This window comes from Arthrobacter sp. 24S4-2 (genome assembly GCF_005280255.1).
GTDB lineage: Bacteria > Actinomycetota > Actinomycetes > Actinomycetales > Micrococcaceae > Arthrobacter.
On sequence record NZ_CP040018.1, the window covers coordinates 4,656,714 to 4,675,750 of the forward strand.

The 19,037-nt window shown below is 65.9% G+C and carries 17 protein-coding genes and 1 pseudogene; 10 read left to right on the forward strand and 8 right to left on the reverse strand.

Going from position 1 to position 19,037, the window contains the following annotated elements:
* Positions 1-177: 177 nt before the first annotated feature.
* Together FCN77_RS21575 and FCN77_RS21580 are read right to left on the reverse strand one after the other, a co-directional pair.
* The gene (locus FCN77_RS21575; RefSeq protein WP_137324904.1) at positions 178-1,674 is read right to left on the reverse strand and encodes an NCS2 family permease; all 1,497 of its coding nucleotides are present in this window, start codon (positions 1,672-1,674) and stop codon (positions 178-180) included.
* Between the two features lie 14 nt (positions 1,675-1,688).
* Positions 1,689-2,183 carry a nucleoside deaminase gene (locus FCN77_RS21580; RefSeq protein WP_137323916.1) on the reverse strand — a complete coding sequence of 165 codons (495 nt, stop codon included), beginning with the start codon at positions 2,181-2,183 and terminating at the stop codon, positions 1,689-1,691.
* Positions 2,184-2,570: 387 nt separating this feature from the next.
* Between FCN77_RS21580 and FCN77_RS21585 the strand changes: the two genes are divergently transcribed.
* Both FCN77_RS21585 and ligD read left to right on the forward strand, forming a co-directional pair.
* Complete coding sequence (locus tag FCN77_RS21585) at positions 2,571-3,944, forward strand: 8-oxoguanine deaminase (RefSeq protein ID WP_137323917.1); 1,374 nt, start codon at positions 2,571-2,573, stop codon at positions 3,942-3,944.
* A gap of 117 nt (positions 3,945-4,061) precedes the next feature.
* Complete coding sequence (ligD, locus tag FCN77_RS21590) at positions 4,062-5,306, forward strand: non-homologous end-joining DNA ligase (RefSeq protein WP_137323918.1); 1,245 nt, start codon at positions 4,062-4,064, stop codon at positions 5,304-5,306.
* An 83-nt stretch (positions 5,307-5,389) separates the two neighbouring features.
* Here the strand turns inward: ligD and FCN77_RS21595 are convergent, their stop codons facing one another.
* Positions 5,390-5,575: a hypothetical protein gene (locus tag FCN77_RS21595; protein ID WP_137323919.1), complete on the reverse strand. Its 186-nt coding sequence runs from the start codon at positions 5,573-5,575 to the stop codon at positions 5,390-5,392.
* A 376-nt stretch (positions 5,576-5,951) separates the two neighbouring features.
* Here FCN77_RS21595 and pucL point away from each other — a divergent pair, with 376 nt between their 5' ends.
* Entirely contained in the window at positions 5,952-6,860 is a 909-nt protein-coding gene (gene pucL / locus FCN77_RS21600; protein ID WP_137323920.1) for a factor-independent urate hydroxylase, read from the forward strand.
* A gap of 207 nt (positions 6,861-7,067) precedes the next feature.
* The gene (locus FCN77_RS21605) at positions 7,068-8,573 is read left to right on the forward strand and encodes a nucleobase:cation symporter-2 family protein (RefSeq protein ID WP_137323921.1); all 1,506 of its coding nucleotides are present in this window, start codon (positions 7,068-7,070) and stop codon (positions 8,571-8,573) included.
* 137 nt (positions 8,574-8,710) lie between these two features.
* On the opposite strand, the gene FCN77_RS21610 is transcribed toward FCN77_RS21605, so the two are convergent.
* Complete coding sequence (locus tag FCN77_RS21610) at positions 8,711-8,959, reverse strand: SCO4226 family nickel-binding protein (protein WP_137323922.1); 249 nt, start codon at positions 8,957-8,959, stop codon at positions 8,711-8,713.
* A 152-nt stretch (positions 8,960-9,111) separates the two neighbouring features.
* On the reverse strand, positions 9,112-9,867 hold the full coding sequence (locus FCN77_RS21615) for an IclR family transcriptional regulator (RefSeq protein ID WP_137323923.1): 756 nt from the start codon (positions 9,865-9,867) through the stop codon (positions 9,112-9,114).
* Positions 9,868-10,088: 221 nt separating this feature from the next.
* On the opposite strand from FCN77_RS21615, the gene FCN77_RS21620 reads away from it, so the two are divergent.
* The 5 genes from FCN77_RS21620 (at position 10,089) to FCN77_RS21640 (ending at position 16,584) form a co-directional block, all read left to right on the forward strand.
* Positions 10,089-11,537, forward strand: coding sequence for an NAD-dependent malic enzyme (locus tag FCN77_RS21620; RefSeq protein WP_137323924.1), 1,449 nt, complete (start codon positions 10,089-10,091; stop codon positions 11,535-11,537).
* Positions 11,538-11,563: 26 nt separating this feature from the next.
* A complete protein-coding gene (gene aceB / locus FCN77_RS21625) occupies positions 11,564-13,162 on the forward strand; it encodes a malate synthase A (RefSeq protein ID WP_137323925.1) in 1,599 nt (532 codons plus the stop codon).
* A 3-nt stretch (positions 13,163-13,165) separates the two neighbouring features.
* Positions 13,166-14,440, forward strand: a complete 1,275-nt coding sequence (locus FCN77_RS21630; RefSeq protein ID WP_137323926.1) for an aldolase — start codon at positions 13,166-13,168, stop codon at positions 14,438-14,440.
* Positions 14,441-14,450: 10 nt separating this feature from the next.
* Entirely contained in the window at positions 14,451-15,263 is an 813-nt protein-coding gene (locus tag FCN77_RS21635; RefSeq protein ID WP_137323927.1) for a bifunctional allantoicase/(S)-ureidoglycine aminohydrolase, read from the forward strand.
* A 157-nt stretch (positions 15,264-15,420) separates the two neighbouring features.
* Positions 15,421-16,584, forward strand: coding sequence for a serine hydrolase (locus FCN77_RS21640; protein ID WP_254678680.1), 1,164 nt, complete (start codon positions 15,421-15,423; stop codon positions 16,582-16,584).
* Here the strand turns inward: FCN77_RS21640 and FCN77_RS21645 are convergent.
* Positions 16,581-16,898 (reverse strand): hypothetical protein, encoded by a 318-nt coding sequence (locus FCN77_RS21645; protein WP_137323929.1) that lies wholly within the window; start codon positions 16,896-16,898, stop codon positions 16,581-16,583. The two genes, FCN77_RS21640 and FCN77_RS21645, sit on opposite strands and share 4 nt — an antisense overlap.
* A 61-nt stretch (positions 16,899-16,959) precedes the next feature.
* Between FCN77_RS21645 and FCN77_RS21650 the strand changes: the two genes are divergently transcribed.
* Entirely contained in the window at positions 16,960-17,877 is a 918-nt protein-coding gene (locus FCN77_RS21650; protein WP_137323930.1) for a CHAD domain-containing protein, read from the forward strand.
* Between the two features lie 3 nt (positions 17,878-17,880).
* On the opposite strand, the gene FCN77_RS21655 is transcribed toward FCN77_RS21650, so the two are convergent.
* Entirely contained in the window at positions 17,881-18,582 is a 702-nt protein-coding gene (locus FCN77_RS21655) for an HAD family hydrolase (protein ID WP_137323931.1), read from the reverse strand.
* A gap of 46 nt (positions 18,583-18,628) precedes the next feature.
* Positions 18,629-18,939: pseudogene (locus tag FCN77_RS21660) on the reverse strand (hypothetical protein).
* Positions 18,940-19,037 lie beyond the last annotated feature (98 nt).

Genomic DNA, 19,037 nt, shown 5'->3' on the forward strand with positions numbered 1-19,037 from the left:
GCTGCACTCCCTTTTCCTGTGCCGCGATGGTGTCCATATTCTCGTTCCTATCCTGCGCCGGGGGAAGCACCGGCAGTTGTGGCGCCTGCGCCAGTTTTATTGCAGTTGAGCTGACCGGCAGTTTGGTGGACCGGGGCCGGCCCCATCTGCCTGCCCCGGTCCGGTCTAAGGGGGTCCCTACGCGCCGAGGAGGGCGTTGATGGGACCGCGGGCGAAGTAGATCAGGAAGCCTGCCGTGACCACCCACATCAGGGGGTGCACCTTCCGGATCTTGCCGGAGCAGGCACTGATGACTGCCCAGGAGATGAAGCCCACGCCGATGCCGTTGGCTATGGAGTAGCTCAGCGGCATGGTGACGATGGTCAGGAATGCCGGCAGCGCCACGGAGAACTTGCTGAACTTGATCTCGCGGATCTGGGCCATCATCATCGCGCCCACCACCACCAGGGCGGCCGCGGCAACTTCCAGCGGGACCACTGACGTGAGCGGAGTCAGGAACATCGAGCCCAGGAACAGCACCCCCGTAACCACGGAGGCCAGTCCGGTGCGGGCTCCTTCCCCGATGCCCGCGGCGGAATCGATGTACACCGTGTTGGACGAACCGGAGGTGGCACCGCCGGCCACGGCTCCCAGGCCTTCGACGATGAAGGCGGACTTCAACCGCGGGAACGTCCCGTCCTTGTGCGCCACGCCGGCGCTCTTGGCCAGGCCGGTCATGGTTCCCATGGCATCGAAGAAGTTGGTGAACACGAGCGTGAACACCAACATGGTGGCGGCGAGCCCGCCGATCCGGCCAAAGGCACCGAACAGGTCGAAGTGTCCCACCAGGCCCAGGTCGGGAGCCGAAACGAGCTGCCCGGAGAGCACCGGGGTGTTCAGGTGCCAGCCGCCGGGGTTGCTTTCGCTGCCCGGGCCGATCTTCAGGAACGCCTCCACCACTGCGGCCAGCACGGTGGTGGCCACAATGCCGATCAGCAGGCCGCCCTGGACCTTGCGGGCCACGAGGATGCCCATGACCAGCAGGCCCACGATGAACACCAGGGTGGGAACGGACGTGATGGAGCCGTTGTCGCCCAGCTGGACCGGAGGGCCGGCCGTGGTGGCCCGGACAAAGCCGGAATCCACGAAGCCGATGAAGGCGATGAACAGGCCGATGCCCACCGTGATGGCGGCCTTCAGCTCCTTCGGCACAGCCCGGAAGATGGCTGTCCTGGCGCCGGTGACGCCGAAGAGGACGATCAGGATGCCGTTGATGACCACCAGGCCCATGGCCTCGGCCCACGTGACTTCGTGGATCACCGCCACAGCAAGGAAGGAGTTGATGCCCAGTCCGGCTGCCAGTCCGAAGGGCAGGTTGGCGATCAGCCCGAACAGGATGGTCATGACGCCGGCGGTGAGGCCGGTGACGGCGCCCACCTGCGCTGCGGACAGCCAGCCCCCGGCAACATCGGTGGGGGCGTTGTCCGCGCTGAAGCCGCCGAGGATCAGCGGGTTGAGGATGACGATGTAGGCCATGGTGAAGAACGTGACCAGACCACCGCGCACCTCGCGGGCCAGCGTGGAACCGCGCTTGGTGATCCCGAAGAAACGGTCCAGGAAAGCGTTCGACGGCTGCGGGCGCTTGGGGGCGGCAGGCTGCTGCCGCTCTTCGGTGGTGGTGTCCAGGATTGTCATGTCAGCCACCGGCCCTAGTAATCAATCCTGGAGTCGAGCGTGTTCCAGGTGTTGAACGGTTCGAGGATCGGAGGAGCCTGGGGGTCCACGAGTTCCAGCTTGGCCACCGGCATCAGCGCATCGCGCCGGTGGTTTTCGAAGTACTCGTAGAACACGGCGTCGTCGAAGCCCACGGACGCGGCGTCGTGCCGGTCCGCCGCGAACACCACGCGCTCCACCCGGGCCCACAGCGCCGAGGCCAGGCACATGGGGCACGGCTCGCAGCTGGTGTAGAGGGTTGCGCCGGTGAGGTCAAAGGTGCCCAGCTCGCTGCAGGCGCGGCGGATGGCCGTGACTTCGGCGTGGGCTGTGGGGTCGTTCGTGGCGGTGACGCGGTTGACGCCGTCGAACGTTTTTCCGTCTGCCGTGACAATGACGGCGCCGAACGGACCGCCGCTGTTCAGGACGTTGGCCGTGGCCAACTCGATGGATTTGGCCAGGAAATCCTGGGCCGTGACGGTGGTACTCATGATGCGACTCCCTTTGCTGGGAAGCCGGTACGCCGAGGTGGAACGAAAGGGCCAGATGCGACGGTTACCAGGCTTCAGCATGTGCTTTTGAAGGTTAAGTTGCGCCTGGTAGATAGCTTCCCCGGAGTCCGGGGGCCCGCCTTTGGCAAAATCGAGATTAGCACCGGAACGTGAGCTGCGCCATAGGTTTTGGAAAGTTAATTTCGTGATGTGAAATTTGGATGTCCAAGTTGTCACATCAGGCTGGGTCAACCCGGATCGTTGACGCGGCCCTTCCCGCCGTCCTACGCTGATGCCCAACCGGCGCTCGCCGCCGGGAGCCTGGATCAGCAGACAGGCCTTCACTGAGCTGGCACTTCATCCGCACACTCAGACAGGAGCGCCCACATGCCCACGCAACCCTCGCACCCCCCGGAATCCCGGCTCTGGATCCGGAATCCGCTCGCAGCCTTCACCGCCAACACCCTGGACGCCTCCGGCGGCATCGTGGTGAGCGGCGGAGTCATCACCGAAGTGCTCGCCGCAGGCCAGCTGCCGTCCGCACCCTGCCAGGAAACGTTCGACGCCGGTAGCCACGTCCTGCTGCCCGGCCTGATCAACACGCACCACCACTTCTACCAAACGCTCACCCGTGCCTGGGGCCCCGTGGCCAACGCGCCGCTGTTCCCGTGGCTGCAGAACCTGTACCCGGTCTGGGCCCGGCTCAGGCCGCGGGACCTGGAACTGGCAACCACTGTTGCGCTCGCGGAACTGCTGCTCTCCGGCTGCACCACGGCCGCGGACCACCACTACCTCTTCCCCGACGGCATGGAAGGCGCCATCGACATCGAGGTCCGGGCGGTGCGGGAGCTGGGCATGAGGGCAACCCTCACCCGCGGTTCCATGACACTCGGGGAGGACGACGGCGGCCTGCCGCCGCAGTCCACCGTCCAGCTGCCGGAAGTGATCCTGGCGGACAGCGAACGGCTCGTCCGCGAGTACCACGAGCGCGGCGACGGCGCCGTCATCCAGATTGCCCTGGCCCCTTGCTCGCCGTTTTCCGTGACCAAGGAGATCATGGCCGAAAGCGCCCTGATGGCATCGCGGCTGGACGTGCGGCTGCACACGCACCTCGCCGAAACGCTGGACGAGGAAGACTTCTGCCGCGAGATGTTCGGGCTTCGCACCGTGGACTACCTGGACAGCGTGGGCTGGCTTACGGACCGCACCTGGCTGGGCCACGGCATCCACTTCAGCGACGCCGAGATCGCCCGACTGGGAGCCGCGGGCACCGCCGTCGCGCATTGCCCCACCTCAAACATGCGGCTGGCATCCGGGACCGCGCGGGTCCTGGAACTGGAGGCCGCGGGAGTTCCCGTGGGGTTGGGAGTGGACGGATCGGCGTCGAACGATGCCTCGAACATGATCCTCGAGGCGCGGCAGGCGCTGTACCTGCAGCGGCTGCGCTACGGGGCCCAGGTGCCGGTGGAACGGGCGCTGGGCTGGGCGACGCGCGGGTCGGCGGCGGTACTGGGCCGCCCCGATCTGGGACAGCTGGCTCCGGGGATGCAGGCGGACCTGGCCCTGTTCAAGCTGGAAGAGCTGCGGTTCTCCGGCAGCCACGACCCCCTCGCCGCGCTCCTGCTCTGCGGTGCGGACCGGGCCGACCGCGTGATGGTGGGCGGGCAGTGGCGCGTGGTGGACGGGCATATTCCCGGGCTGGACGTTGCTCCCCTGATCGCAGAGCACTCGGCCGCCGCCCGGAAGCTGGTGAACGGCTAGGCCCTCCGCCGTTTCTACGGTTCCCTGCCCACTCGGCGTTCATCGGCGTCGCGCCTCAAGGGGACCGTTGAAACCGGGCCTATGCCGTTTTCATCCGATCGTTGCTAGCGTGGCGGCATGACTCCGTCGAAGACCCCGGCCGAGATCCTCGATATTGCCGGTACCGAGGTTCGCATCTCCAGTCCGGACAAGGTGGTGTTCCCCGAGCCCGGGCTGACCAAGCTCGACCTGGTGCGCTACTACCTGGCGGTCGCGGATGGTGCGCTGCGGGGCGCCGGCGGCCGGCCAATGGTGCTCAAGCGTTTTCCGAAGGGCATCGACGCCGAGCCGTTCTTCCAGAAGCGCGTGCCCGAAAACCATCCCGACTTCATCCACACGACAACACTGCACTACGCGTCGGGGACGTCGGCCGAGGAGGCCGTGATCCGGGATGCCGCAGGCCTGGCGTGGGTAGTGAATCTTGGCTGCCTCGACCTCAACCCGCATCCCGTGCGCGCCGAGGACGTTGAGCACCCCGACGAGCTGCGGGTGGACCTCGATCCGATGCCGGGAGTCGACTGGTCCCAGATCGTCGATGTCGCGTATGTCGCGCGGGAGGTGCTCCACGACGTGGGACTGGTGGGGTGGCCGAAGACGAGCGGGTCGCGCGGACTCCACATTCTGGTGCGCATCGCGCCGCAGTGGTCATACCGCGACGTACGGCTCGCCGCAGAGACCCTCGCCCGCGAGGTCGAAAACCGCGCTCCGGGCCTGGCCACCGCGCGGTGGTGGAAGGAGGAGCGCGGCGAGAGCGTGTTCGTCGACTTCAACCAGAACGCGAAGGACCGCACGGTGGCATCCGCGTACTCCATCCGGGCGCTGCCTGACGCCCGGGTCTCGACGCCGCTCACCTGGGATGAGGTCCGCTCCACCCGGCCGGAACAGTTCACGGTGCGCACAGTGCCCGGGCGCTTCGCCGACTTGGGCGACCCTCACGCCGGCATCGATGACGCGGTCGGCTCACTTGACGGGCTCCTCGCGCTGGCGGCCGAGCTCGGCCCCGCCGAGAAGCCGCCGCGCAGCGGTGACGGCTCCGGCCGCCGGCAGTCGGCGATGCCGCTCATTGAGGTGGCCCGCACCAGGACCAAGCCCGAGGCGCTCGCGGCACTTGACGAGTGGAAGACCCGGCATGCGGACCTCGTCCCGGCCCTGCACCCCGCCGATGTGCTCGTCGACGGTATGCGCGGATCGAGCTCGCTCTGGTACAGGGTGCGGGTGAACCTGCAGCACGTCCCCGAAACGGACCGCCCGCCGCAGGAGGAGCTCATCGCCGACTACGACCCCTGGGCCGGCAAGGAGTGGCCGGGGCGTCCGGGGTCCTGAGACCTCCGCCGCGCACCCGCCTGGCCGCGCAAAAGGAATGGCGACACCTGGATTCGGGTGTCGCCATTCCTAATGCGTGTCGCTTAGCGGATTGCGCGTCGCTCGCTTCCGAAGACCGGGAGCGCCCGCAGCCAGCGGGAGAATCCGCGGTCGGTGCGGTCGCAGTCCGCCGGGATGTAGAAATCGGGGTCCGTGGCTCCGAACGGCAGGTACAGCTCCTGGCCGGGTGCCGGAAAGTCAGCGACGTTGTTCTTATCCTGCGGGTCCATCTGTTCCTCCTCGTTCTAGCGTGTTTCATTTTCCGCAATTCGGAAATTGTTTATTGATATATGGAAATTCTAGTAGTGAGCCCCGCGACGGTCAAGACCCCCGGCCGCCGCTGCGCGGGACGAGGAATGGACCAGCCGGTCACAATCTGATTTTTCGATTAGTGATGTACACCACGGCAAAGCTCGGCTACGCTTTAAGTCAACTCGTGGCGTAGGTCACGTAACCTGGGAGCAGCAGGCAGGGTCGTAATGAGCTGGCGTCATTGGATGCCGGCTCTTTTTTGTTGGGTCGGCACCATCAGAAACGCGTGGGAAACACGCGCTTAATTTCAATGATGGAACCTTGGTTCCACATCACGGAAGTTGGGAACAGACCATGAGCAGCAAAATCATCCTCGGCCAGAACCAGTACGGCAAGGCCGAAGTCCGGGTTGTCAAGATCACCAGGGACACCGACCGCCACGAGATCGAAGACCTGAACGTCACCTCGCAGCTCCGCGGGGACTTCGCAGCCGCCCACCTCGAAGGCGACAACAGCCATGTCGTGGCCACGGACACGCAGAAGAACACCATCTACGCCTTTGCCCGCGAAGGCGTCGGCTCGCCGGAGGCGTTCCTCCTGCGGCTGGGCGAGCACTTCACGTCCAGCTTCGACTGGGTCACCGGCGGACGCTGGGAAGCCGAGTCCTACAGCTGGGACCGCATCCAGGCCCACGGCGCAGAGCACAACCACTCCTTTGTCCGCAACGGCCAGGAAGTCCGCACCGCGGTGCTGGTCCGCGACGGCGGGGCAGCCCACCTCATCTCGGGCCTGAAGGACCTCACGGTCCTCAAGTCCACCCAGTCCGGGTTCGCGGGATACCCGAAAGACAAGTACACCACCCTGCCTGAAACCACGGACCGCATCCTGGCCACGGACGTTTCCGCACGCTGGCGCTTCAACGCCAACACGGACTTCAGCGCCCTCGATTTCAACAAGAGCTACGAAGACGTCAAGAGCCTCCTGCTGGAGGGCTTCACCGAGAAGTACTCGCATGCGCTGCAGCAGACGCTGTTCGATATGGGCGCGAAGGTCCTGGAAGCGCACAGCGAGATCGACGAGATCAAGTTCTCGATGCCCAACAAGCACCACTTCCTGGTGGACCTCTCGCCGTTCGGCCTCGACAACCCCAACGAGGTTTTCTTTGCCGCCGACCGCCCGTACGGCCTGATCGAGGCCACGGTCCAGCGCGAAGACGCAGCCCCTGCGGACATCGCCTGGTCCGGCATCGCAGGCTTCTGCTAAACCCTCGCCTGTTTAGGGGTGCCGCGCCCGGAGTCTCTGTTCCCACACGGAAAAGCGCTACGGGCGCGGACACCACGCCGCCCGAAACATGAACGGGCCGATCCGCAGGCGGCCAGATCAAAGGGCCGCCCGCCCAAGTTCCAAGCTGTTAGCCAGACAACGTTAGCCAGACAAAGTCGTCTGCCATGAACACCAAGAAAGTCTGCCATGAACACTAAGAAGAAATCGGCCGCTGCAGTGGCCGGCACAAGCCGCAAACAGTCCGACCGCCCGGAGGACCAGCGGCTGCCTATCGGAAGCACGTTCGCCTACGGCTTCCAGCACGTCCTCACCATGTACGGCGGCATCATCGCGCCGCCGCTGATCATCGGCGCCGCCGCCGGCATGTCCTCGCAGGACATCGGCCTCCTGATCGCCGCCTGCCTCTTCGTCGGCGGCCTTGCCACGATTCTGCAGACTGTCGGCATCCGGTTCTTTGGATCCCAGCTCCCGCTGGTCCAGGGTGTCTCCTTTGCAGGCGTCTCCACGATGGTGGCGATCGTCCACGGCGGCGGCGGCATCCAGGCGGTCTTTGGGTCCGTCATCGCGGCTTCCTTGATCGGCCTGCTCATCACCCCGCTGTTCTCCAAGATCATCCGTTTCTTCCCGCCGGTGGTCACGGGCACGGTGATCACCACCATCGGCCTGACGCTGATGCCGGTCGCGGCCAACTGGGCCATGGGCGGCAACAGCAAGGCGCCCAACTACGGAAGCATGGCCAATATCGGCCTGGCCGCGGCCACCATGGCGATCGTCCTGCTGCTGAGCAAGGTGGGCAACGCGGCCATCTCGCGGCTTTCCATCCTGCTGGCCATGATCCTGGGAACCGCCATTGCCTTCGTCTTCGGCATGGCCGACTTCTCCAAGGTGGGCCAGGGCGAAATCGTGGCGTTCCCCACACCGTTCGCGTTCGGTCCGCCCACGTTCGAAATCGCTGCGATCATCTCCATGCTGATCGTCATCCTGGTGACGCTCACAGAGACGTCCGCTGACATCATCGCAGTCGGCGAGATCGTGGGCACCAAGGTTGACTCCAAGCGCATCGGCGACGGACTGCGGGCGGACATGCTCTCCAGCGCCATCTCGCCGCTGTTCAACTCCTTCACCCAGAGCGCCTTCGCCCAGAACGTGGGCCTGGTAGCCATCACCGGTGTCAAGAGCCGCTTCGTGGTCAGCGCCGGCGGCCTGATCCTGGTGATCCTGGGCCTTCTGCCGGTTCTTGGCCGGGTGGTCGCAGCGGTGCCGACTCCCGTCCTGGGCGGCGCCGGCGTCGTACTCTTTGGAACTGTTGCCGCAAGCGGCATCCGGACGCTTGCCAAAGTGGAGTACAAGAACAACATGAACCTGATCATCGTGGCCGCGTCCATCGGCTTCGGCATGATCCCGATCGCTGCACCGGCGTTCTACGATAAGTTCCCGTCCTGGTTCGGCACCATCTTCCACTCGGGCATCAGCTCGGCGGCAGTCATGGCCATCCTGCTGAACCTGCTCTTCAACCACCTCAAGGCCGGAAACTCGGAGAACCAGTCGGTCTTTGTGGCAGGCACGGGCCGCGTGGTCCAGGAAGAGGACCTCAAGTGCCTGGCCGACGGCGACCGCTTCGAAGGCGGCAAGCTGATCGACTGTGACGGCAAGGAAGTCCCGGTGGAGTCGGCGTCGAAGTCTGACCACTAAGGCGCCCATCCACCCGGCCAGCCACGCGCCGGCACACAAGCGCGAACTGACAGTTGCGGCCTGCCTACGGCCCACCTGGGCCGACAACAAGAACAGTCCCGGCGCCAAAGGCGCCGGGACCGTTCTTGTATCCGGGATCAAACGACAAGCGGCACGGGGTGGATCTCGTCGGCGGGGTGCCCTGTCCGTTCGTGAATACGTTTGACGGCATCCGCAGAAGGAGCCTCGGAGAGGCAATAGACGACGCCGGATTCCGGGTCCGCCCATGCCTGTTTGAAATCAACTTGTTCGTCACCTTGGATCTCCAGGTCGGCGTTGTGCGCAGCCTGGAGTTGCTCCGCTGTGATACCGACCATGTTGTGGTGAACATCCATGAATTGCGCCATGATAGCCCCCGATGGGTCCGAATCCAATGAGATGGGCCTGATCGTACGCCCGCAGCCACGCTCGGTCAACGGACTGAAGATAGGCCTCTTCAAGGGCCGCAAGTGTCCGTTCGCGCCCGACGGCGGCGGGAGGCGGAGAGGGAGCGACGTGCCTATGCCTGGTTGAGCTCGTCCGAGATCGCCTGGGCTGCTTCGCGCAGCAGCGGCACGGCGCGTTCGGCGAACGACTGGTCCACGCGGGACACCGGCCCGGACACCGAGATGGCCGTGGGCGTCGGCGCATTCGGGACCGCCATCGCGAAGCAGCGGACGCCGATCTCCTGCTCCTCCTCGTCGATGGAGTAGCCGCGTTCGCGGATCAGCTTCAGGTCCAGGAGCAGGGAATCGACGTCGCCGATGCTCTTCGGGGTGGGCGTCGGCATCCCCTGGCGTCCCACAATCCCGCGGACCGTATCATCGTCCAGCTGGGCGAGGATCGCCTTGCCCATGCCCGTGGCGTGCATGTAGCCGCGTTTGCCCACCTCGGTGAACATCCGCATCGAGTGCAGCGACGGGACCTGGGCCACATAGATCACCATGTCGGAATCCAGGACACCCATGTTGGCTGTCTCCCCCAGCCGGTCCACGAGGGACTTGAGCTGCGGCCGGGCCAGTGCACCGAGCTGCTTGCTGGCGCCTTCGCCAAGCCGGATGAGCCGCGGACCGAGTGCATACCGCCGGTTCGGCAGCTGGCGGATGTAGCCCAGGGTGACCAGGGTGCGCAGCAGCCGGTGGATGGTGGGGAGCGGCAGATCGGTGGAGGAAGACAGCTCGCTGAGCGTGACGTCTCCGCCGGCGTCAGTGATCAGTTCCAAAAGTTCGAAGACGCGCTCAACGGACTGCACGCCTCCCGGGGCTTTTTCAGCCATAACCGTGGTCTCCTGCGGTATCGGTTCCGACAACTCTTATCCACATCGTGAAAAAAATTGCTTAGAAGACCCAAGATACAGCACGGTTCAGCTATCGTCGATGCGCGGCAGGGGCTTGTGTTTCCACCAAGTAGATAATAATATCCATAATACGAAAACATTTGATTGAACAGTAAGCCCTGGTGCGCACGCATCCGGGCCCCGACCAGGAGAAACATTCAATGGCGAACCCGAGCCCCGGAAATTCGATCACCCTGCGCGTAGAAGCACCGTCCAGCTTTACCGCGACGAGCGAGCTGGCCGCCGCCGTCGGAGCTGCCGGCGCAGCCATCACCGCCCTGGACGTCACCGAGTCCCACCACGAGACCCTGGTTGTGGACGTCACCTGCAACACCACCGACGACGAACACGCCGCCCGCGTCAAGGACGCCCTGAACGCGCTCGACGGCGTCACGGTCCAGCACGTTTCCGACCGCACCTTCCTGATGCACCTCGGCGGCAAGCTCGAGGTCGTTCCGAAGGTTGCCCTCCGCAACCGCGACGACCTTTCCCGCGCCTACACCCCAGGCGTCGCCCGGGTCTGCCTGGCCATCGCGGAGGACCCCTCAGCGGCCCGCAACCTCACGGTCAAGCGCAACACAATCGCCGTCGTCACCGACGGCTCCGCCGTCCTGGGCCTGGGCAACATCGGTCCGGCCGCCGCACTCCCCGTCATGGAAGGCAAAGCCGCCCTCTTCAAGCAGTTCGCTAACGTGGATGCATGGCCGGTCTGCCTGGATACCCAGGACACCGAGGAAATCATTAAGATCGTCAAGGCGCTCGCCCCTGTTTATGGCGGGGTGAACCTCGAGGACATCGCCGCCCCGCGCTGCTTTGAGATCGAAAACCGCCTCCGCGAGGAACTGGATATCCCGGTCTTCCACGACGACCAGCACGGCACGGCAATCGTCACCCTGGCTGCCCTGGTCAACGCCCTGCGCGTCGTCGGCAAGAAACTGGATGAGGTCAGGATCGTCGTCTCCGGAGTCGGCGCCGCAGGCTCGGCCATCATCCAGCTCCTCAAGGCCCAGGGTGCGCAGCACATCATCGCCGCCGGCCGCTCAGGCGCCATCCACTCCGGCGCGGAATACGGCGACCAACACCGCAGCTGGATCGCGGCCAACACCAACGAGGAAGGCTTCTCCGGGACCCTGCATGAGGCACTCGTGGGGGCGGACGTGTTCATCGGCGTCAGCGCCCCGCACGTGATCGGCGAGGAGCAGGTGGCCGCAATGGCACAGAAGGCGATCGTATTCGCCATGGCCAACCCCACACCGGAAATCGACCCGGTGGTAGCGTCAAAGCATGCGGCAGTGGTGGCTACGGGGCGCAGCGACTTCCCCAACCAGATCAACAACGTACTGGCCTTCCCGGGATTCTTCCGCGGGCTGCTGGATGCCGGCGCCTCGGACATCACACCGGACATGCTGGTTGCCGCAGCGGAGGCGATTGCCAACCGCGTGGCGGACGATGAACTCAACGCCAGCTACATCATCCCCAGTGTCTTCGACCCGCACGTTGCCGCCGACGTGGCAAGCGCCGTGGCAAATGCGGCGCATGCGAACGCATCCAAAACCGCCGCAGCTCCGTCAGCCGCCGCAGCCGCAAACCTAGAACCCGCCAACGCCTGATTCGCAGCCTAGAAAGGACCCGGACAATGGCTCTCTCAGTCACAGACCCGCAGCCGATTGCACGAGCAGAGGAAATCCTCACCCCGAAGGCCCTGGCCTTCGTCGAGGAACTCCACAAGCGGTTTGCGGGCACCCGCGCCGAACTCCTCAAAGCCCGCGTGGCCAAGCGCGAGCAGGTAGCCCGGACCGGAAAGCTTGATTTCCTGCCGGAAACCAAGGATGTCCGCGAGGGCGACTGGAAGGTTGCGCCGGCGCCTGCCGCGCTGCAGGACCGCCGCGTGGAAATGACCGGCCCCGCGTCGCCGGCCAAGATGGCCATCAACGCCCTCAACTCCGGCGCCAAGGTGTGGCTGGCCGACCTCGAGGATGCCAGCACGCCCACCTGGGCCAACGTCATCGACGCGATCCTGAACCTGCGCGACGCTGCCACCGGAACCCTGAGCTACACCTCGCCCGAGGGCAAGGAATACCGGCTCCGCACGGATGCGCCGCTCGCCGTCGTCGTGGCACGGCCCCGTGGCTGGCACATGGACGAACGCCACCTCCTGCTCGACGGCGAACACACCGTGGGCGCGCTGGTGGACTTCGGCCTGCACTTCTTCCACACCGCCAAGCAGCTTCTCCTCAACGGCCAGGGCCCGTACTACTACCTGCCCAAGATGGAGAGCCACCTCGAGGCGCGCCTCTGGAACGAAGTGTTCGTCTTCGCGCAGGACTTCCTGGGCATCCCGCAGGGCAGCATCAAGGCCACCGTGCTGATCGAAACCATCCCTGCGGCATTCGAGATGGACGAAATCCTGTACGAACTCCGCGACCACGCCGCCGGGCTCAACGCCGGACGCTGGGACTACCTGTTCAGCATCATCAAGTACTTCCGCGACGCCGGAGCGGACTTTGTGCTTCCGGACCGTGCCACAGTGGCCATGACGGCGCCGTTCATGCGCGCCTACACGGAGCTGCTGGTCAAGACGTGCCATTACCGCGGCGCCTTTGCCATGGGCGGCATGGCCGCCGTCATCCCCAACCGCCGCGAGCCCGAGGTCACCGCCCAGGCGTTCGAGAAGGTCCGCGCAGACAAGACGCGCGAGGCCAACGACGGCTTTGACGGCTCCTGGGTGGCCCACCCGGACCTGGTGCCTGTGTGCCAGGAAGTGTTCGATTCGGTCCTGGGCGAGCGCCCCAACCAACTGGACAAGCAGCGTCCCGAGGTCAGCGTCACCGCGGACCAGCTGCTGGACATCGCCTCCGCCGACGGCACGGTCACGGAGGCCGGGCTGCGCCTGAATCTCTACGTCGCCGTCGCGTATACGGCTGTGTGGATCTCGGGCAACGGCGCGGTGGCCATCCACAACCTGATGGAAGACGCCGCCACGGCCGAGATCTCCCGTTCGCAGGTCTGGCAGCAGATCCGCAACGGAGTGGTCCTGGCTGACACCGGCAACACCGTCACGCGCGAACTGGTCAGCACCATCCTTGCCGAGGAAACCGCGAAGCTCCGCGGCGAGGTGGGAGAGGAAGCATTCGCCAAGTACTATCTCCCCGCCAGCGACCTGATCGCTGACATCTGCCTGTCGGAGGACTACACGGACTTCCTCACCACCCCGGCTTACGAACTGGTGGGCTGAGGCATGGCAGCACCCTCCGGATCACTCACCCCAAACGATCTGGCGCAGATCGACGCGCGGCTGGCCGCCACGGACCAGCTCCTGGAGCGCAACTATCCGGGCGACGACGGCTCCCGCCAGCCCGTGCATACCGTGTATGTACCGGCTGACCGTTTCGCGCCGTCGTTAGCTTCTGACTGGGGCACCCAGGCGCTGGCGGTGGCGGACGCCCACGGCGGCCTGGATCGCCTGGGCCACCTGCTGGGCCAGGACGCGGATCTCGCCGAGGCAGTCGCGTCCCGTGTCCAGGCGAAGCTGGAACGCGAACCCATCGAGGACCTGCGCCTGGACTTCGAGGACGGGTTCGGGGACAGGGGCGACGACGCCGAGGACGCCGCCGCTGTTGCTGCGGCTTCCGCCGTGGCCGCCGCCGCTGCGGCCGGCAGCGCCCCGCCGTTTATCGGCATCCGCTTCAAGTGCTTCGAGGCGGCCACCCGCGCCCGCGGCCTTCGCACGCTGGACCTGTTCGTCTCGGGCCTGGCCGCGGCCGGCGAACTGCCCAAGGGCCTGATCCTCACGCTGCCCAAGGTCACCACCGTGGCGCAGGTCCAGGCCATGGACTTCGCCGTCTCGCGGCTGGAGGAAGTCCACTCCCTTCCGGCGGGCCGGCTGCGGTTCGAGGTGCAGGTGGAGACGCCGCAGCTCATCCTCGGCCCGGAAGGCACGTCGCCGGTGGCACAGCTTCCGCACACCGTCCCGGGCAGGATCAGCGGGCTGCACTACGGCACGTACGACTACTCCGCCTCGCTGCAGATCTCGGCGGAGTACCAGTCCATGGAGCACCCCGTGGCCGACTTCGCCAAGGAAGTCATGCAGCTGGCGGTGGCCGGGACCGGCATCCGCTTGTCGGACGGTTCCACCAACATCATCCCGGTGGGCGACAACGTGGAGAACGCGTGGCGCCTGCACGGCCGGCTGGTGCGGCGTTCCTTGGAACGCGGCTTCTACCAGGGCTGGGACCTGCATCCGGCCCAGCTGCCCAGCCGTTTCGCGGCCACCTACGCGTTCTACCGCCAGGGGCTGCCTGCCGCGGCGGCCCGGCTGCGCAACTACGTGGAACGCACCGAGGGCGGGGTCATGGACGAACCCGCCACCGCCCGGGCGCTGGCCGCATTCGTGCTGCGCGGCGTCCAGTGCGGCGCCGTGGGCGCCGAAGACGTCCAGGCGCTTGCCGGCGTCGGAATCCCCCAACTGACCGGCCTTGCGCACCCGCGGCTGGCACACTCCACTTCGAAGTAAGGATCCCACGATGGGCAAGTACTACTACCCCCAGGGCGGCCTGCCGCCGCAGACCCACCTCACCACGGAGCGGGCCATTGTCACGGAGGCCTACACGGTCATCCCCAAGGGCGTCATGACCGACATCGTGACCAGCAACCTGCCTGGGTTCTCCAACACGCGGTCCTGGATCATTGCCCGGCCGATCTCCGGCTTTGCCACCACGTTCTCCCAGCTGATCGTTGAGATCGGCCCGGGCGGCGGTGCTCCCAAGGCCGAGTTCGAGGCAGGCGTTGAAGGCGTTGTCTTCGTCACCAAGGGCAAGGTCAACCTGACCCTCGACGGCGAACTGCACCAGCTTGAGGAGGGCGGCTACGCCTACCTGGCTGCCGGTTCCACCTGGGGACTGGAAAACGTCTCGGACGAAATCGTTTCCTTCCACTGGATCCGCAAGGCCTACGAGCGGCTCGAGGGTTACGCGGCCAAGTCCTTCGTCACCAGTGACGCGGAAGTCGAAGCCGGCGCGATGCCCGATACCGACGGCGTCTGGAAGACCACGCGCTTTGCGGACCCCAACGACCTGGCGCACGACATGCACGTGAACATCGTGACGTTCCAGCCGGGCGGTGTGATCCCGTTCCCGGAAACCCACGTCATGGAACACGGCCTGTACGTCCTGGAGGGCAAGGCCATGTACCTGCTCAACAACGACTGGGTGGAGGTGGAGGCAGGCGACTTCATGTGGCTGCGCGCCTTCTGCCCGCAGGCCTGCTACGCCGGCGGCCCGGGCCAGTTCCGCTACCTGCTGTACAAGGATGTCAACCGCCAGATCCGCCTGACGTAGTCCCAGCTGGTTCCACCCGCACGGAGCAACGCCGAGATCGCCGGAAGCCTGCCAATTCGCCGCGGCGCTTCCGGCGATTTCGCGCGTTTCCGGCGAATGGGGCTGATGCCGTGGCCGGATCCGCCGGCCCTTGACGCGTCCGGACGGGCTGAGGAACATGAATTTCGTGGCTTGGATTCGCACCCTGCCGTTCCGGCTCGTGGCCGCAGCCACGGCGGTGGCGCTCGCGGCTTTAACGGGCGGCTGCACCGCGGCCCCGGATCCCCCGGAGCAGCTCACGTCCCTTGCCCGCCTGTCAGAGGCGCTGGAAGGGTTCGGGAACAGGATGCTCGACGACGGCGCCCCCGCCGTCCTGATGCAGGCCAAAGTGCGGGGCGAGGAGTGGTCCCGGGCTTCCGGCGTCCGGCGCCTGGAGGGCCAGGAGCCCGTCGACATCCGCGATCCCCTGCATGTAGGGAGCGTGACGAACAGTTTCGTGGCAGTGTCCGTCCTGAAGCTGGCGGCGGAAGGAAAGCTGGGGCTGGAGGACCCCGTGAGCAAGCACGTGCCGGACTTCGACAGCATCATGCATCCGCCCGGACCGGTCACGATCCGACAGCTCCTGCAGCACCGGTCAGGGATGCCGGACTACATCATCCCGCTGCTTCAGCAAGGCAGCCTGAAGGAGGTGCTGGCGACGAGCAGGAGCGACCGCGAGCTGCTCGCCCTGGCCGCGACCCGGCGCTGGGAGGGGAAGCTGGCCCAGGGGTTTGAATACTCGAATTCGAATTATGTGGCTCTGGGCATGGTGGTGGAACACCTTCGCGGCAGGCCCATCGCCGAGGTGCTGCGCTCCGATATCGTGGAGCCGCTCGGGCTGGAGGCAACGTGGCTTGCTGCACCCGGTCCGCCCCCGGTGTCCGTGGTCCACGCCTACATCACCATCTTCGGCGAGCGCCTGGACGTGACCTATCCCGCGCTCCACTCCGGCTCGGCCGCCGGCGGCCTCGTGTCAACGGTCGGTGACCTGAACACGTTCTATGCGGCGCTTCTGCAGGGCCGGCTGATCCCCGCTGCCATGGTCGCGGAAATGCAGAGCCCGCTTTACGCCCGGTACGGCCTGGGCATCCAGCGCTGGAACGATACCTGCACCAACAATTTCTACTACGGCCATGCCGGTGACACTGTGGGCTACGGAACCATTTCGATGTCCAGCGCCGACGGTACGCGCCAGGCATCGGCGTCGCTCTCCTACCCTCCGGCACCGTTCGGCTTCGCCGACAACGGCATCGTGGACGAGATGGCCGGCGTGGTGGAGGAGGCGCTCAACGCCAGCTGCTAGGACCGCCGGCGGCCCAGGATGTAGCCGGTCCGGAAAGTAAGCACCAGCAACCCGGCGCCGGCCAGCATGAAGCCTGCCTTGGTCTGGGCGCTGAGGAAGAAGAGGCCACCCGAAACAAGAGCCTGTGAGGACAGCGGCGCATGGGCGACCCAGCCGAACGACTCCTGGCCCCTTCCTGTGACGGCGAGGAGTGCACCCGCAATGGCGAGGAGAGCACCCGCGGTCAGGAGAGCCAAGGCAGCGAGCGGCATCGCAATCCCCGCGGTCCGGGTGGTACGGGCGGGCCGCCGGTCATCATCCCCCAATGAATCCATGGAGCCACCCTTTCGCCGGAGCGGCTCTTCTTGTGGGACGGGTCGGGACGTAGAGTGAAGCATGCCCACCGCAGCCGGCGAGGTTCTGACAAACTATCTGGCACAAGAGCTTAAAGAGCTCAAGAACCAGGAACCACTGGTGCGGCAGGAAATACCGGACTCTGTTCATCAGATGCGGATGTGCGCCCGCCGGCTGCGGTCTGTGCTGGCCACCGGGAAGAAGCTCCTCGACGACGGCGCTGTCACCGACGTGCGGGCGGAACTGAGGTGGCTCTCCGAGGTGCTTGGCTCAGCGAGGGATCCCGAGGTTATCCACGACCGGCTCCGGGATCTGCTTGCCAGCGAGCCGGATGCCTTGGTCTTTGGCCCGGCTGCACAGCAGATCGGCAAGGAACTCGATTCCGCCTCCGCAGCCGGCCACCGCGCCGTTCTTGAGGCCCTCGACGGCGCCCGCTATGCCAGCCTCGTCGCCCGCCTTGAGGAGCTGGTGACGGCCGTTCCGCTACCCGCAAAGGCCGCTCGTAGCGCCCGCAAGACCATGCTGAAGCTCGTGGCCAAGGACGCCGCGAGGGTCCGGCGCAAGGTCTGCGACCTGACGGAACACTCCAACGGCGGCAGCCCCGCAGCCGGCCCGGGCCACCAGGGTTCGGCGGGCCACCAGGGTTCGGCGCACGACGCGGGCCTTCACGAGGTCCGTAAGGCTGCTAAACGGCTCCGGTACGCCGCCGAGGCTGCCGCGCCGGTGGCGGGGAAGAAAGCCGCCACGATGGCCACGCACGCCCACAATCTGCAGAAGATCCTTGGCCTCCACCAGGACAGCGTGGTGGCCCGAAACCTGCTGGCTGATCTTGGCACCCGGGCCTTCCGCAGCGGCGAGAGCGGCTTCACGTACGGCCGGCTGCACGCCCGGGAGGAAGTCCTGGCGCACCGGTCCGAGGCCGAATTCCGAAAAGCCTGGAAGAAGTTCCCACGGGACTAAAGGCTAGGGCCTCGTGGCGAGTTTGCCTATCGCGCTGTCGCGCAGGTTTGTCAGGAGATCCCGCGGACTTTCACGGATCTCCACAGCTCCGGCCTCCAGCAGCTCTGCCGCGCCGGTGCCGCCACAGGTCAGTCCGATCGTGGGAATTCCCAGCCTGGCCGCGGCGTAGACGTCCCACACGGCATCGCCCACGTACACCACATCCCCGGCCTGCAGCCCGGTAGCGTCCAGGGCGGCCTCCAGGATGTCCGGATCCGGCTTGCTTCTCTTGGCATCGTTGGCGCTGGTGGCGGCATGGATAAACGAATCGGCGCGCAACGTGGAACGCAGCGCCTGAAGGTCCTGCTCGCGGGCTGAGGATGCCAGCGCGACGGCGAAGCCGCTTTCATAGCACTGGGCCAGGAGGTCCCGCGCCCCGTCAAAGGCACGCAACGCCGGCCAGAAGGTGGAAAACACCGCGCCATGGGCGGCCATGATGGATGCATCCCGCGATGTGTCGCGGCCCGGCGGAAGCAGTCGGTTCAGCAACTTGTCCCCGCCCATACCCACCGAACGGTGGATGGACGCCATGGGGATATCCAGCCCGGCCTGCCGGAACGCCTGCCACCACGCCACTGTGTGGAGGTAGGAGGAATCCACCAGGGTTCCGTCGACATCGAAAAGCACGCCGAGTTTTCGCCTGCCGCGGGATCCGTTAGTCGGCATGGCCGCCTTTGCTGTCAGTGATGCTTGCCGTCAGTGTTTCGTGCCGTCAGTGATGCGTGCGCGCCCGTTTTTGCCCGGTGACCCCCGTGGGCCGGCCGGAGCCAAGTACGCCGATGTTTTTCGGCGATTTGATGTGCTGGCGGACCGGCGGCTGTTTGAGGGGCTCGGAGTCCTGGCTGACGCTCAGGTCCCGGATCAGCCCGGTTCCTGCGATCTCCCGTGCTTTGACCACGCCGGCGGCGGCTGCCCGTTTGGTCGGAAATGTCACCGAGATGGCCATCAGGTTTCCGGCTCCGTCGATGAGCTTGACGCGGTAGCCGCCATCGGGGCATCAACCAGCTCGAAATGTCCAGCCATTGCAACTCCTCCGTTTGTCACCCCAATATGAGGTATTAGTAAGTATACTTACCTATACGCTTTACGGAAGTCCCGAGCGACTGACAAGCCCAAATCAC